Below are 14,780 nucleotides of genomic sequence, written 5' to 3' on the forward strand. Positions count from 1 at the left end.
CCCGGGTGTCGAGGCAATCAATCCATGTAGGAGCCGCCATTGACGCTTAAGGTCTCTCCGAAGACGTAGCTCGCGTCGTCAGACGCGAGGAAAGCCGTGGCCCGCGCGATCTCCTCTGGGCGACCAAGGCGGCCGGCGGGAATGCGCGAGATGGTCGTCGCCTTCATCTCGCTGCTCATCTCATCGCTGAGCTCCGTGGCAACCAATCCCGGCGCGATGGCATTGACGTTGATGCCAAACGGGGCGGCGTAGAGCGCGAGGGACTTCGTCAGGCCGATAATCCCAGCCTTGGCAGCGGTGTAATGCGCATTGCCGATAAAATCGCCGCGCTTTCCGGCCACGGAACTGATGTTGACGATCTTCCCGTACTTCTGCTCCTTCATGCCGGCGAGCACGGCCTGGCAGCAATTGAACGAGCCTTTCAGATGGATGTTGAGCATCCGGTCCCATTTTTCGGGGGTGATTTCTGGAAAGCTCACAAAATCGCCGATGCCGGCGTTATTGATCAGGATGTCGACCCGGCCGTGATCCCCCCGGATCCTTCGGAAGGCAATCTCGACCTGGTTCGGGTCGGCTACGTCAAAAGCGATCGCACTGGCACTCTCGCCTCGAGCCCGTGCGGAGGCGGCTGCCTCTTCGGCCAGTTCGAGCGTGAGATCGTTGACGACCACATGGGCGCCACGGCCGGCGAGAACGTCGGCGATGGCTTTTCCCAATCCGCGGCCGGCGCCGGTGACCACGGCGATCTTTCCCGACAGGTCCTGCTGAATTGACCTCATGGTGGCTCCCAGGCTTCCTTGGCGGGTTATCGGGCCGCGAAGTTTGCGAAAACCAGCGGATCATGCTAATGGAATGTCGTTCCAACAACCTCTTGCTACAGTGGTGCCATGCGGCTTGTCAAATCCCTCGTCGAACGCTGCTTCGACCTCATCACTCTGCTGAGCGAGAATGCCGGCGCGATGCCGCTCGGAGAGATCAGCCGCCGCTTGGATGTGCCGAAAAGTGCGGCGCATCGGCTTGTCACCACCCTGTGCGACCTCGGATGGGCCGAGCAGGACGCCGATAGCGGCTTCTACCGCCTATCGTTGCGCTTGGCCGTGGTTGGCCAGCGCCTTCTGGTCGGGACGCGTATTCCGGACATCTGCCAGCCCATTCTCGATCGATTGGCAAGCACAACGGAAGGTCTTGGCAGGATCGCTATCGTCGATCCTGACGGACTAACCTGGATTGCTCATTCGCAAGGCGCCAGAACAGGATTGATATACCAGCCTGAACTTGTCGCAAAAGTTCCCCTTCATATGACGGCCAATGGTAAAGCTTGGCTGGCGACGCTCGATCGTGACGAGGCCCTCGCCCGAGCCGTCGCCAGTGGACTGGGAACGTCGGACAAGGGAGGCCCTCGGGTCATCACGACGAAGCAGACTTTCTCGGCTGCCCTGGACGAGACGCAGGAGCGAGGCTGGGCCACTGCGATCGAAGAGGCCGAGCCCGGCGTTGCCGCCGTGGCGGCTGCAATTCGCGTCGGCGAGCAGGTCGTGGGCACCGTAAGTGTTGCCGGCCCGATCCATCGCTTTTCCCCCCTCGTCGTTCCACGAGTGGGGGAGCAGGTAAAGGCCGCTGCGCAGGAGCTTTCTGCTCTCTGGCCGTACCGAATTGCCTCCTCCGTCAGGCAGGCGACCACGGCGTAATCGCCACAAAATATTGATAATATTATATATTTTCTGCTTCGTGCCGCAGAAATGCGCGGCGCGAGAGGTTCGAATTGACATTCAGCATGCTAACGGAATATCGTTCCATTAACAGCCAGATCCTGGCCAACTAAAAAAATGGCCGCTCAGAGGCCGAGGGAGGAAACGAGTGGCTAATGTTGAGCTCAACGCAGTCCGGAAGGCTTACGGCACCGCGGCTGTCATCCACGGTGTAACGGTCGACATTCGCGACGGTGAGTTCGTGACGTTGGTCGGGCCGTCCGGATGCGGAAAGTCGACCTTGCTGCGCATGATCGCCGGCCTCGAGGATATCTCAGGCGGGGAGATTCGGATCGGCGGCAGAACGGTAAACAGCGTTCCGCCGAAGGAGCGCGACATCGCGATGGTGTTCCAGAACTACGCGCTGTATCCCCACATGACCGTCGCGGAGAATATGGGCTTCTCGCTGAAGCTCAAAAAGGCTCCGAAGGACGTGCGTGAAGCGGGCGTCAAGCGCGCCGCGGAAATCCTCAGCCTGACCAAGCTGCTTGATCGCTATCCGCGCGAACTTTCGGGTGGCCAGCGGCAGCGCGTCGCAATGGGGCGCGCCATCGTTAGAAATCCGCAGGTCTTCCTCTTCGACGAACCGCTGTCGAACCTCGATGCCAAGCTCCGCGTGCAGATGCGCACCGAGATCAAGGAGCTGCATCAGCGCCTCAAGACCACGACCGTTTACGTAACCCACGATCAGGTCGAAGCCATGACCATGGCCGACAAAATCGTCGTCATGCATGATGGAATTGTCGAGCAGGTCGGCGCTCCGCTTGAGCTCTACAACAACCCCGCCAACATGTTTGTGGCTGGCTTCATCGGATCGCCCGCGATGAACTTCCTGAAGGGCCGCTGCGAGCGAGGTCGGTTCCTTCTGGAAGATGGGTCGGTTCTGACCCTGCCGGCCGGCTTGGAGCATCTGTCGTCCGGCGCTGTCTACGGCGTCCGGCCCGAGCATCTCGTCAGGAGCGACGACGGACTGGCTCTCACTGTGGCCGTCGTCGAACCGACGGGGGCTGAGACGCAGGTCATTGCGCGTCACGGGTCCCAGAGCATCGTTTGCATTTTTCGGGATTCAGATCTGCCGCAGCCGGGCGAAATCATTCGGGTCAGGCCGGATGTTTCGCGGGTTCACGTGTTCAGCGAACAGGATGGCCGCCGCCTTTCCTAAGTACCGAAGACTTTGCTCCCTGGCTGCATCGCGAGTGCAGCCGTGGTCGAGAGAACTCATACGGAACTGAAATGTCAGCAAGCCACACACAGGCCGCGACCGCCACTTCCGGGGCTGGTCTTCTTGGCGACACGTCGGACACGCAGAGCCGAGCTCGCTTTTCGTGGATCCCCTATCTCTGGTTCGCACCAGCGATCGTCGTCCTGTTTCTGGTCACGCTCTATCCGACGTTCTTCGTTGGTTGGTTGAGCTTCCAGAAAACGCGGTACTACGAGCTCACAGGGTTCGTAGGCCTGGCGAATTTTTACGAGGTCTTCGGCTCGTCGGCGTTCTGGAACACGGTGTTTGTCTCGCTGACCTACGTCGTCGGATCGCTCGCTGGCGCGGTTGTTCTCGGGATGGCCGCGGCCCTCGTGCTGAACAACGCCGGCGCGACCGGTTCGGTCCTGCGGGTGTTCATTCTGTTCCCCTGGACGCTGTCGATGTCGGTCGTGGGCAGCATATGGCTTTGGCTGCTGAACCCGTCATTCGGACCTATACCCTATCTGATGCAGGCCGTGGGGATCGAGCCTGGTCTCATGTTGGGTGATCCGGGCCTCGCATTGCCCCTGATCATCATCGTCACCGCGTGGTGGTCCTTTCCCTATGTGATGGTCATGGCCACCGCTGCCATGCAGTCAATTCCCAAGGAGCTTTACGAAGCCGTGGAAATTGACGGCGGCGGGGCGCTCGTCAAGTTTCGCTATGTCACCCTGACGCACATCCTTCCGACATTGGGCAGCACTGCACTGACCCTGTCGATCATGTACCTGACCCTCATGACGCTGATTATCGTCATGACTGGCGGCGGCCCATTGGGTTCAACGACGACATTGAGCTTCGAGGCGTTCCGCGGAACTGTTCAGGCCGTCAATATTGGGCCCACGGCTGTCGTCTCCATCGTTGTCCTGTTGATCAACGTTGCGCTCGGTGTGGTCTACACCCGGCTTACTGGCCGCGTCACTGGATAGGATCTGTCATATGAGCGCCGCCATATCCTCCGGTCGCCCGAATGGGCGAATCCCCGCAATCCTCCTGTCCTTCATCTTTGCGGTCATTGTGCTCGGGCCTGTGGCGTGGGCCCTGGCGACTTCATTCAAGACCGAAGTCGAAGCCGTGGCCGTGCCGCCGACGCTCTGGCCCAGCACTGCGACATTGGAAAACTACCTCAAAGTGTTTCGCGACCAGTCGTTCCTTCGGGATTTCTGGAATTCCGTCGCCTACTCCGTTGGCGCCGTGGCTCTCGCCCTGCTGGTCGGGATCCCCGCGGGCTACGCAGCCGCGCGCTTCTCGTTCAAAGGCAAGCGCACTTTGATGCTGACGATTCTGGCAACCTCGATGGTGCCGGGCGTCGCGCTCTTGGTCCCGACGTTCTACCTGCTCGACTCGATCGGGCTGCTCAACAGCGGGATCGTCGTGACGATCATCCTGTCGGCGAGGATCATTCCCCAGACGGTGTGGTTCATTGCGAACTTCGTCGAAGCCGTTCCCGTGGAGATCGAAGACTCCGCCTTCATGGATGGCGCAAACCGCTTTCAGATCATCTGGCACCTCATCCTTCCGCTGATCCGGCCGGGCATCGCCGCAGTCGCAACCATCGGCATCGTCACGACCTGGAACGACTACATCACGGTTGCCGTCTTTGCGCCCGAGGTCGCCAAGCGGACTCTTCAGGTTGCGCTGGTCAACCAGGTCTTCGACGCGGTCGGCATCTCGTGGTCTTACATGATGGCCTTCGTCGTCATCGCATCCATGCCGGTCATTCTCATGTTCGGTCTGGTTCAGAAGTGGTTCATCTCCGGCCTTACGGCAGGGGCTGTGAAAGGCTGATCGGCAAGAAATCTTACCCGCGCGCCAGAATTACCAACGAGAGAGGGGAAACACTCATGAGCGCTACGTCACGACGCACATTGATCAAGGCAGCCGTCGCATTGACCGTCTGCGCCGGCGTATCCACTTCCTTCACGGAGCGGGCCGCCGCCCAAGCGACGGAAATCGTCTACTCGACGTTCCTCGACCCCAATAATGCCAATGATCCTCGGTCTGCAGCCCAGACGAAGATGATCCAGGCTTTCGAGAGCAAGCACCCGGACATCAAAATTCGTCTTCTGGTCGATCCCACGGGCCAGACGGTAACAAGGGCGGTCAAATCCCGCAGCGAAACGCCCGACGTCATCCGTGTCGTGAGCTTCGGTCTTCCCGAATACGCGGCCACGGGCAATCTCCTGGCGCTGAACGACCTCGTCAAAAAGGATGGGATTCCGGATGACGACTGGTTGTTGCCGCTCTCGACGGCCCAGATCGACGGCAAGCTCTACGGCCTACCCCAGGACTTCCGCATCCCGATCCTGGTCTACCGCAAGGGCGCCCTCCAGGAAGCGGGCGTGACGCCGCCGAAGACGTGGGAGGAGGTCTGCGCGGCCGGACCAAAGTTCAAGCAGCCGAACATCAACGGTTTCGCCGTCCCGCTCGGCGCGACCGGCGGCATTGGTGGTGCCCAAAGCCTCGCGGAGTTCTTCCTCAGCACGATGCTCGTCGGCTCGGACGGGCGTTACTTCGCGCCGGACGGCAAGATCGCGTTCTCGAAAGAGAACTTCATCCGCGCCGGAGCGACCATCAAGGACCTGTTCACCAAATGTAAGGTGACGTCGCTGCGCAGCGCGCAGATGGGGATCAACGAGGTCCATGACGGCCTGCGATCCGGCACGATCGCGATGACGAATTTCGGCTTGTACCGCTTCAAGACGGTCCAGACGCAAGGAGCAGGAGACGATCTGGCCTGGGCCCCGGCCCCGTCCTACACGCCGTCGGACAAGCAGACCGTCTACAGCTATTCGATCGCCCTGAACAAGAATTCCAAGAAGCAGGATGCCGCCTGGACCTTCATGAAGTTCGTCATCTCCCCGGAGGCGCAGGCGATCGCGGCCGAGGGCGGCGAGGTGGTTTCCAGGAAGTCGACCTATACCGCGCCCTATCTGCAGAGCGAAGCCGCTGCGAACCAGAAGCGCTGGGCCGAACTGGTCAGTCAGCGCGGCCAGGCGGTCTCTTATTCGCCCATTCTGTCGACCTTCCACACCATCCTTGGCGAAGCTTTCCAGAGGATGGTGCTGAAGGATGAGACGCCCGAAAACGCCTATGCGGAAGTCGTCAAGCGCTACGACGAGGCGCTGACCAAGGCGCAGTGATCGCACCACAAGGCCAGGCGGGTGGGACGGGCATCCCTGCCCACCCGCGGTTCATGGAGAGTCACATATGAAGTTGTTTCGCTACGGACCGGCGGGCGGGGAGCGGCCTGCTCTTCTCGAAAGCGACGGCACGATCCGGGATCTCAGCGGGGTCGTTCAGGACGTCAACGGCGCGTCCGTGACCCCCGATGGACTTCGACGGATTGCAGCGCGCGACCCCAAAACGCTGCCTGTCATTGAGCAGGTCGATCGGATCGGCCCCTGCCTCAGCGGCGTGGGCAAGTTCATCTGCATCGGGCTCAATTACATCGATCACGCGCGAGAGACGGGCAACCAGGCGCCCGTCGAGCCGGTCGTGTTCATGAAGGCGACGAGCGCGATCGTCGGCCCCAACGACAACATCGTCCAGCCCCGCGGGTCCACCAAGCTCGACTGGGAGGTCGAGTTGGGGGTCGTGATCGGAACGAAGGCAAAATATGTGTCGGAGGCGCGTGCCCTCGAACATGTCGCGGGCTACTTCCTCGCCAATGACGTGTCTGAACGGGCGCTGCAGAGCGAGGGCACTGGTCAGTGGACCAAGGGCAAGAGCTGCGACACCTTCGGGCCGATCGGGCCTTGGTTCGTCACCGCTGATGAGGTCCCGAACCCTCAGGCGCTGCGGCTTTGGCTCGATGTCGATGGCGTCCGGCGCCAGGACGGCACGACCGCGAACATGATCTTCAGCGTCGCTCAAATCGTGAGCTATCTCAGCGGGCTCATGACGCTTCACCCCGGCGACGTGATCATCACGGGAACGCCGGCTGGCGTCGCGCAGGGAATGAAGCCTCCCGCCTACCTGCGCCCCGGGCAAGTCATCACGCTCGGCATCGAGGGACTGGGCGAACAGAGGCAGGCCGTCGTCGCTGACGCAGCCTGATCGCATCTCGCGGTGAGCATCCCTCCTGCTGCAGTGCCAGTGCGATCGCTCATCGATCGGAGCACCGCGCGAGCCGTCAATTCTCCGTGTCGCCATCGGCCTGGATAGGCCATAGGCAAAGAGGTCAGAATGGCTCTTGAGCATTCGCGCCCTTCCGAAAACCAATCTTTCGCAGATGAGCTGGTCCGCGCCCATCTGACTGGAAAGAGGGTTGCTTCCTCCTCGATGCCGGTGCCGCACAGTCCAGTGAGTGCCATGCAGGTACAGGCCTCGGTGCAGGAGCGGCTTGCTCGACCCGTCGGCGGCTGGAAAGTGGCGATAGGGCCGCAGCAACTGCCGGTCGCCGCCCCGCTCTTGTATCTATATCCCGACGCGGCGGAAATTTCCCTGTTCCCCGACTGCACCATAGAGGTCGAGCTCGCGGTTCACCTCCGTCAAGATCTTCCAAGGCGTGAGACCGGGGCTTATCAGCGCTGCGATATTCTCGACGCGATCGAAAACGTCGTGCTTGGAATCGAGGTCATCGGCGGACGGCTCGACAGCGCGGCCAGCGTGCCATTCCTATCCTTTCTCGCGGATAATCTCGGAAATAGGGGGTATGTCGTTGGCGAAAGCGTCCCGCTCTCCGCCCTCAGCGAGATCAATGGCCTCGCATGCGACGTGATGCTGAACGGACAGCCTCTCTACGAGGCCCCTGCGTCCCATCCCGCGGGAGATCCGTTATTGCCATTGCTGGCTTATGCAAACGCGCAAAGCGACAATCTCGGAGGATTGAAGGCGGGACAGCTCGTGACCACGGGGAGCCTTTGCGGCGTCCTGCCGATCCGCGCCGCTGGGCTGTTGGACGCTCGTATTTCGCAGCTAGGCCGGATTTCCGTGCGCTTTTCCGAATAGTGCCGGATTTTGCTCGCCACGAGCATTGAGAGTGTACGTTCTTCGCGTCCACTCCGCCGAAGGGGGCGCCAGTCGGCTCCACGCATCAATCAAGCCGGCGTCAAGGCTTTTCGAACCCGGGGTCGCCCGACGGCTAGGTCGCGTAGCAAGATGTGCCGCTTGTCTGGACTCCATAAGAACCCGCTCGTCGTGCTCGACGACGCCGATCTGAAGGTCGCCGTGAACGGCGCCTTCTTCTCCACCGGCCAGCGCTGCACCGCGTCTTCGCGCCTGATCGTCCAGGCCGGCATCCACGACAGGTTCGTCGAGGCCTGCATCGAGCGGCTGAAAGGTCTCAATGTCGACGACGCGCTGAAGGCCGGCACCCATATCGGCCCGGTGGTCGACCAGAGCCAGCTCGACCAGAACCTGAAATACATCCAGATCGCCAAGGACGAGGGCGGCAAGCTCGCCTTCGGCGGCGAGCTCTTGAAGCGCGACACCCCCGGCTTCTACCTTCAGCCGGCGCTGTTCACCGAGACCACCAACGCCATGCGCATCTCGCGCGAGGAGGTCTTCGGCCCGGTCGCCAACATCGTTCGCGTCAAGGATTACGAAGAGGCGCTGGCCGTGGCCAACGACACCGAGTTCGGCCTCTCCTCAGGCATCTGCACGACCTCGCTGAAAGCGGCACTTGCCGCCCTATGCGCAGAGGTGTGATTTCCGGCACGCGCACGGGATTGTAGATGGTAGAATTGCGGCGAGGTGCTGGTCGTCCCCAGGACGCTGGTTATCGTCGTCGCAGAAGCTAAGTATCGCTCAACATTACTGTGCGAGGCGCCCGCGCTGCCGAAGACGGTGAGGCCGTCAGCGACGTCGTATTCCATGCGGAGCAAGCCGCTGTGGTCGTCGACATCGGTGTATTCCCAGGGCTGCGTGACATTGCGGCGGCCATCCGCAGCTTTGGAAAACGGCACTCCCGCGCGCGCGAAGAATGGCCGGGGCGACGCGTTTTTCGCCGCGGTCACAACAGCATTACGTAATTGAATTGTCTTCGACCGAGACGCTCGGGCGCGAAACGGCATGAGAAAGCCCATCCGCCGCAATTCTTGATCTGGACCGCAAAATTCTTTCGAACGAATCGGTTTGAGCGTCCGCTTTCCGACCGTGGCTCAATGACCGCTTCTGACGCAAAGCCGACCATGTATTGGATGGAAAACAGGACACTCCAGAGAGGCAGGCCATCTGCAGGGACGGCCCTTCAAGTAGAAATTTTCGTGCAAAATCCCAGCTTAATTGATGCAAATGGAGCGAGCGCCGCCGCCATTGGCGGATAGCAGCGATCTCAGGTCGACGTCCTCGCTTTCACGATCCGTAATCAAGGACTTGCGTAGCAGGCCAAGAAATTCTCCGATCATAGAAAGGGCTTTTTCCGATTCCTTTTCCGCGATTCGTTTGATGAGCAAGGATTGAAACCGAGCATCGGCCGATAGGAGGCCGCTTCTGTCAAAAAACGATTGTGCGAGAACATATCTGACGGCAAGGCGGGCTAACAGGTGCGTTAACAGCACATTGCCGTAGACTCCAGCCAGCAGAATCCAAAACTCTGCTCTTAGCTGAAGAGCTCGATCGTGATTGCCTGACGAATCGAACTCAGACTGCACCTTGATATGCTCATCCAGCAAAGCACGATGCTCATCGGAAATAACAACGTCTGAATGCACCAATTGGGTCACCAGATGCGTAACCGTCATCGCGAACACTTCCTGCGTCGAGCGTGCGTCCGACAGGTCCAGGACGGCAATGAATGCGCCGCGGTTTTGTGGAAGGTGAACCACCCCCTCCTGTTCTAGGATGTTAAGAACCTTGCGAACAACCGTGCGGCTGACGCCGAAAACATCTCCTATAATGCTCTCGTTCAGTTTTGTGCCCGGACGAAGCTTTCGTTCGGCAACGCAACGCCAGAGCCGCGCATAAATTTGAGCCTCGACACCGCTCAGTGGCACAACACGAAGTGCTTCCGCGGGCATCCGAGAGAGCGCTGGTGAGAGAAAGCTCTCGTTCTGTCGATTCATCAGGTCCTGATTGCCGTAATAGACCGCATCAGCTCGCCTGGTTGCCCAGGAAGCCGCGTGCAGTCTGCCCCTTTCACGATCACGTTATCATGATTGGCAGGCCAGAAAAGCCCCTTGTTCACAGGGGACAAGGTTATTCTGGGCTGCATCCGGATTACTTTAAAAGGATTGCGGGCTCGGTTCCCGTCCAAAAGCCCCGTCCTCTGGACGCAATGCTATCAGGACTTGCCCGCGTCGCGGTAACGATCCACCGCAAACGTCTTCTCTGAGGCCTGACTCGCGCGATCTTACTCGCTCGATCTATTTCTTATTTCGCAGGAATCTCAATGATGGGAACGACGATCGGGATTATTGTTCCCTGAAGCAGATCATATTTCATGCTGGCGCGGTTTCGATCGCATGAGCGCACTCATGCGATTGGCGCAGCATCGCGCCCTTGGCTCGGCGGACAAGTCATCCGCACGGTCGCCGCGTATGTCGAGACTTTTCCAATCGATTCAATGGCGCGATGAGATACAGGATTGCGGATTCGCCCGGCGCAGGGCCAGTGCCAAAAATGCAACATCTGTCGCGTAAGAGAGTCTGGATCTGATATTCAGATTGATCGGATTTATGTCAACATTGTATCCAGAAAGTGCGCCTACGTCAGCGACAGGCGGTTCAATGCGGCAACATGGTGTCGCTCCGACTTAACTTTTTGGAGGTTTATCAAATGAAGCTCGTCAAGAGCCTCCTCCTCGGTTCCGCCGCCGGCATCGCCGCGGTCGCCGGGGCTCAGGCCGCCGATCTTCCTTCGCGGAAGGCCGCTCCGGTCGAATACGTTCGCGTCTGCACCGCCTACGGTGCCGGCTTCTTCTATATCCCGGGCACCGACTCCTGCCTGCGCATCTCGGGCCGCGTTCGCGCCGAGTACGCTGTCGGCAGCCGCTACAGCGACTACCAGGATGCCTACGGCACCCGCGCCCGTGGCCGTCTGAACATCGACGTCCGCACCGCGACCGCCTACGGCACGCTGCGCACCTTCATCCGCTACGAGCTGACCAACAACACCGGCATCTACGGTGCCGGCGGCATCACCCCGTTCAACGTCGGCGCGACTGTCCCGGGCTTCGTCCGCGGCGCTTCGTCGACCTCCACCGGCTCGCTGCTCGACCTGGCCTTCGTCCAGTTCGGCCCGATCACCGCTGGTCGCGCTCAGTCGTTCTTCGACTTCTACGCCAACGACCTCGGCTTCAACTCGGTTCGCACGTCGGATACGCGCGTCAACCTGCTGGCCTACACCGCCACCTTCGGTTCGGGCTTCTCGGCCACGATCTCGGCGGAAGACCGCACCTCGGGCACGTCCGGCCGCGAGCTGCCGGGCGCGGTGTTCAACCCGCTGGTCGGCGGCGGCGCTGCTGCGGCCGTCGTCCAGGGTCAGGACTACCCGGATCTGATCGCGTCGCTGCGCGTCGATCAGGGCTGGGGTTCGGCTCAGCTGTCCGGCGCTATCGGCCAGCGTAAGTACGCCACGGCTGCGGCTCTCGGCGCTGTCGACGGCGACGAGATGGTCTGGGCCATCCAGGGCGGCGTGAAGATCAACCTGCCGATGCTCGCCGCTGGCGACGCCTTCTGGCTGCAGGCTGCTTATGCTGACGGCGCTCTCGGCTATCTCGGCTGGAGCCCGGGCAGCCTGGGTCTCGGCCGCATCGGCGGTCTGGTGCTGGCTGATGCCGCGCTGAACCCGGTCACCGGCAATGTCGACAACTCGACCGGCTGGTCGGTCGTCGCGGCGTTCCGCCACTTCTGGACCCCCACCCTGCGCACCGAGATCTTCGGTTCGTACTCCGAGGTGAAGTTCAAATACCTCGACGCGGCGGCGGTTGCTTTCGGTGGTCTCACCGCTCGCTCGGCTGATCCGAAGGAGCTCATCCTCGCTGGTAACCTGATCTGGTCGCCGGTCTCCGGCCTGGATATCGGTGTCGAAGTGCTCTACTCGCACCTCGATATCCGTTCGCCGGTCGGCAGCGTGAGCAACGCCGCTGCTCGCAGCGCGGTCCTCGGCATCAAGTCGGAAGACTCGGTTGCTGGCCGCCTGCGCATCCAGCGCGACTTCTGATCGCCTCTCGCGATCCTAGTCGGAAGCCCCGGGGAAACCCGGGGCTTTTTTTCTGGCGGCATTCCTCTCCGGCACCGGCTTGATCAGCATTGTTATCGCTGCTCGATCTTCATCGACCCGCAGCTTGCCGTGCCGCAACCTCCCGGATCCGTATCTCGTTTGCGGGGAGCGGCTTGGGGGTAGCTATCATCCAGATCGAGTTGAGGCGGAGACGGGCCAAAGCCAGTTTTTCAGATAATGGAATTTGTCCACCAATCCGATTGAGAATGATTCATGAGTCAATTCGATTCTGTATTGACTAAGTGCGAGGCGCATGGCACGTCTGATGGTAGACAATGATCCGATCGAGTTTCGAGACCCGACCCTCTATTGTCTAAAAGCGGCCTGCGTTGCCCAATCAGCGGAGGCTAAGTGAGTACTCGATAGTATTCGCTGACAGCTGAAGATGTGGAGCGCGCCGACCCCGGCGCCTCCACATTTGTTGCGTTAAAGCATGCTCGGCTCGGTTATCACGGCGGGTGCAATTGGCGCCGTGCCGAGGCCCCAGCCAATGCGAGTTCCTCCGCCTGACATCTCGGCTTTTCCTGCGTCTGGAGGGGCTCTCGATGAACGACGAAAAGCACGTTCGAATCGAACATCCGCTCCCAGGCAGGCCTCCAGCATCCGCTTCTGGCGCGATGCGGCCCCGTTGGGAAATAGTTGCAGAGCGGCGCTATGGAGCGCTCCCTTCCCGCGCATCCTTCCTTGGGCGGCCGAGTATTCGCAGTTCTGTATCGGTATGACCGAAATGGCGCGCCCAAAGGGTTCGAACTCAATCCTGGGGAAGGGGCTATACGCGTAGAGGCTCGCCGCCCTCGGCAGAAGGTCGGCGGGTCCACTGGCGACAACGTCTTAAGCGCCGTCTGGCCCGTCGCGCTTGAGTTCCCCATGCTCGATCGACCGCTTCGCGGACCTGTCAGGCAAGCCTGCTTCCGCTTGATGAAGCACATGACGGGCCACGCTGCCCCAAACCCGACGGTACTCAGGAATTCACTAAACTTGTGCATCGCGGCAAAAATCACCGCATTGCAGCATGTTGTCGGCCATCTTCATCGCTTGACATGTTTAGTGATTGGCGGCCTACTAAACAAATCGCTGAACTTGGACGGTTAGTTCCGAGGCGGCGTGAGGAAACGCCCCGCGTCGGCCGTGCCCCTTCTTCCGGCTGTGCCCTTCGCGGTCACGCAGGTTCACCCGTCACCCCAATGACGGCTGGTGACGGCACGCCAAGGGAGGGAAGATCATGAAAATAATCAGGACCTGGATGCTTGCCGCGACCATTGCCGGGAGCGCCGCGCTGGCTGCCACGGAGGCTCAGGCCCAGGGCAAGTCGCTGACGCTCTGCTGGGCGGCCTGGGATCCGGCCAATGCGCTGGTCGAGCTCTCCAAAGACTTCACCGCCAAGACCAATATCGCAATGAAGTTCGAGTTCGTGCCTTGGCCGAATTTCGCCGACCGCATGCTCAACGAGCTCAATTCCAAGGGCAAGCTCTGCGACCTGATCATCGGTGACTCGCAGTGGATCGGCGGCTCCGCCGAGAACAATCATTACGTGAAACTAAACGATTTCTTCGCCAAGGAAGGGATCAAGATCGACGACTTTATGCCGGCGACCGTCACCGGCTATGCCGAATGGCCGAAGAATACGCCGAACTACTGGGCGCTGCCGGCCATGGGGGATGCGCTCGGCTGGACCTACCGCAAGGATTGGTTCTCCAGACCCGAGCTGCAGGCCGAATTCAAGGCCAAATACAACCGCGAGCTCGCCGCGCCGAAGTCGCAGACCGAGCTGAAGCAGATCGCCGAGTTCTTCCAGGGCCGCGACATCGACGGCAAGAAGGTCTATGGCGCGGCGATCTTCACCGAGCGTGGCTCGGAAGGCATCACGATGGGCGTCGCCAACGCGCTCTATCCTTTCGGCTTCAAATATGAGGACCCGAAGAAGCCCTACGCCATGGCCAGTTTCGTCAACTCCGACGATGCCGTGAAGGGCCTGGAGTTCTACAAGTCCCTGTACAAATGCTGCACCCCGCCGGGCTACTCCAACGCCTATATGCAAGAGGGCTTGGACGCTTTCAAATCCGGACAGGCGGCCCTGCAGATGAACTGGTTCGCCTTCTTTCCCGGCCTGTACAAGGATCCCAATGTCGGCGGCGACAGGATCGGCTTCTTCGTCAATCCGCCTGAGAAGGAGAAGGGCTCGCAGCTCGGCGGTCAGGGCCTCTCGGTCGTCGCCTATTCGCCGAACCGGGCCGAGGCGCTGGCCTACGTCAAATGGTTCGCCTCGCTCGACGTGCAGAAGAAGTGGTGGGAGCTCGGCGGCTATACCTGCCACAAGGGCGTGCTAAACGATCCCGGTTTCGCCAAATCCGCGCCCTTCGCGGCTGATTTCCTCGTCGCCATGGGTCAGGTCGTCGATTTCTGGGCCGAGCCGTCCTACGCGCAGTTGCTGCAGGCGGAACAGGCGCGCGTTCACGACTATGTCGTGGCGGATAAGGGCACCGCCAAAGAGGCGCTCGACCTGCTGATCCAGGATTGGACCAAGGTCTTCAAGGAAGACGGCAAGTTCTGACGCAAGCGGGCCTTCGCCCAGCCGAACCGGGGCTGCGCCTCATCGCAGGTGGCGCAGCCAGTCATCGACCTTG

Annotated in this window: 11 protein-coding genes and 1 pseudogene; 10 read left to right on the plus strand and 2 right to left on the minus strand. The window is 60.7% G+C overall.

Going from position 1 to position 14,780, the window contains the following annotated elements:
• Window positions 1-17: 17 nt before the first annotated feature.
• Complete coding sequence (locus GGC47_RS18320) at window positions 18-779, minus strand: SDR family NAD(P)-dependent oxidoreductase (protein WP_142023245.1); 762 nt, start codon at window positions 777-779, stop codon at window positions 18-20.
• 108 nt (window positions 780-887) lie between these two features.
• Here GGC47_RS18320 and GGC47_RS18325 point away from each other — a divergent pair, with 108 nt between their 5' ends.
• From GGC47_RS18325 to GGC47_RS18360, 8 genes and pseudogenes are all read left to right on the plus strand, one after another.
• The gene (locus tag GGC47_RS18325) at window positions 888-1,688 is read left to right on the plus strand and encodes an IclR family transcriptional regulator (protein WP_038367033.1); all 801 of its coding nucleotides are present in this window, start codon (window positions 888-890) and stop codon (window positions 1,686-1,688) included.
• 169 nt (window positions 1,689-1,857) lie between these two features.
• Window positions 1,858-2,910: an ABC transporter ATP-binding protein gene (locus tag GGC47_RS18330; RefSeq protein WP_133565734.1), complete on the plus strand. Its 1,053-nt coding sequence runs from the start codon at window positions 1,858-1,860 to the stop codon at window positions 2,908-2,910.
• A gap of 71 nt (window positions 2,911-2,981) precedes the next feature.
• A complete protein-coding gene (locus tag GGC47_RS18335; protein ID WP_142023246.1) occupies window positions 2,982-3,920 on the plus strand; it encodes a carbohydrate ABC transporter permease in 939 nt (312 codons plus the stop codon).
• A gap of 10 nt (window positions 3,921-3,930) precedes the next feature.
• A complete protein-coding gene (locus GGC47_RS18340) occupies window positions 3,931-4,779 on the plus strand; it encodes a carbohydrate ABC transporter permease (RefSeq protein ID WP_038367040.1) in 849 nt (282 codons plus the stop codon).
• The gene (locus GGC47_RS18345) at window positions 4,665-6,134 is read left to right on the plus strand and encodes an ABC transporter substrate-binding protein (protein WP_429068586.1); all 1,470 of its coding nucleotides are present in this window, start codon (window positions 4,665-4,667) and stop codon (window positions 6,132-6,134) included. Before GGC47_RS18340 ends, GGC47_RS18345 begins: the two co-directional genes overlap by 115 nt.
• A gap of 67 nt (window positions 6,135-6,201) precedes the next feature.
• Window positions 6,202-7,050: a fumarylacetoacetate hydrolase family protein gene (locus tag GGC47_RS18350; protein ID WP_142023248.1), complete on the plus strand. Its 849-nt coding sequence runs from the start codon at window positions 6,202-6,204 to the stop codon at window positions 7,048-7,050.
• A 129-nt stretch (window positions 7,051-7,179) separates the two neighbouring features.
• Window positions 7,180-7,944 (plus strand): fumarylacetoacetate hydrolase family protein, encoded by a 765-nt coding sequence (locus GGC47_RS18355; protein ID WP_142023249.1) that lies wholly within the window; start codon window positions 7,180-7,182, stop codon window positions 7,942-7,944.
• A 174-nt stretch (window positions 7,945-8,118) separates the two neighbouring features.
• Window positions 8,119-8,616 (plus strand): annotated as a pseudogene (locus GGC47_RS18360) (aldehyde dehydrogenase family protein); the annotation flags it as partial.
• 599 nt (window positions 8,617-9,215) lie between these two features.
• Here the strand turns inward: GGC47_RS18360 and GGC47_RS18365 are convergent.
• Complete coding sequence (locus tag GGC47_RS18365) at window positions 9,216-9,998, minus strand: GntR family transcriptional regulator (protein ID WP_081925600.1); 783 nt, start codon at window positions 9,996-9,998, stop codon at window positions 9,216-9,218.
• A 712-nt stretch (window positions 9,999-10,710) separates the two neighbouring features.
• Between GGC47_RS18365 and GGC47_RS18370 the strand changes: the two genes are divergently transcribed.
• On the plus strand, window positions 10,711-12,096 hold the full coding sequence (locus tag GGC47_RS18370) for a porin (protein WP_142023250.1): 1,386 nt from the start codon (window positions 10,711-10,713) through the stop codon (window positions 12,094-12,096).
• Between the two features lie 1,303 nt (window positions 12,097-13,399).
• Window positions 13,400-14,707, plus strand: a complete 1,308-nt coding sequence (locus tag GGC47_RS18375; protein ID WP_370954831.1) for an ABC transporter substrate-binding protein — start codon at window positions 13,400-13,402, stop codon at window positions 14,705-14,707.
• Window positions 14,708-14,780 lie beyond the last annotated feature (73 nt).

It is taken from the genome of Allobosea sp. OAE752, from assembly GCF_050433265.1.
Classification (GTDB): Bacteria; Pseudomonadota; Alphaproteobacteria; order Rhizobiales; family Beijerinckiaceae; genus Allobosea; species Allobosea spartocytisi.

Coding starts and splice junctions, on each gene's coding strand:
- GGC47_RS18320 (WP_142023245.1), bottom strand. CDS start 779: ATGAGGTCAATTCAGCAGGACCTGTCGGGAAAGATCGCCGTGGTCACC.
- GGC47_RS18325 (WP_038367033.1), top strand. CDS start 888: ATGCGGCTTGTCAAATCCCTCGTCGAACGCTGCTTCGACCTCATCACT.
- GGC47_RS18335 (WP_142023246.1), top strand. CDS start 2,982: ATGTCAGCAAGCCACACACAGGCCGCGACCGCCACTTCCGGGGCTGGT.
- GGC47_RS18340 (WP_038367040.1), top strand. CDS start 3,931: ATGAGCGCCGCCATATCCTCCGGTCGCCCGAATGGGCGAATCCCCGCA.
- GGC47_RS18350 (WP_142023248.1), top strand. CDS start 6,202: ATGAAGTTGTTTCGCTACGGACCGGCGGGCGGGGAGCGGCCTGCTCTT.
- GGC47_RS18355 (WP_142023249.1), top strand. CDS start 7,180: ATGGCTCTTGAGCATTCGCGCCCTTCCGAAAACCAATCTTTCGCAGAT.
- GGC47_RS18365 (WP_081925600.1), bottom strand. CDS start 9,998: ATGAATCGACAGAACGAGAGCTTTCTCTCACCAGCGCTCTCTCGGATG.
- GGC47_RS18370 (WP_142023250.1), top strand. CDS start 10,711: ATGAAGCTCGTCAAGAGCCTCCTCCTCGGTTCCGCCGCCGGCATCGCC.
- GGC47_RS18375 (WP_370954831.1), top strand. CDS start 13,400: ATGCTTGCCGCGACCATTGCCGGGAGCGCCGCGCTGGCTGCCACGGAG.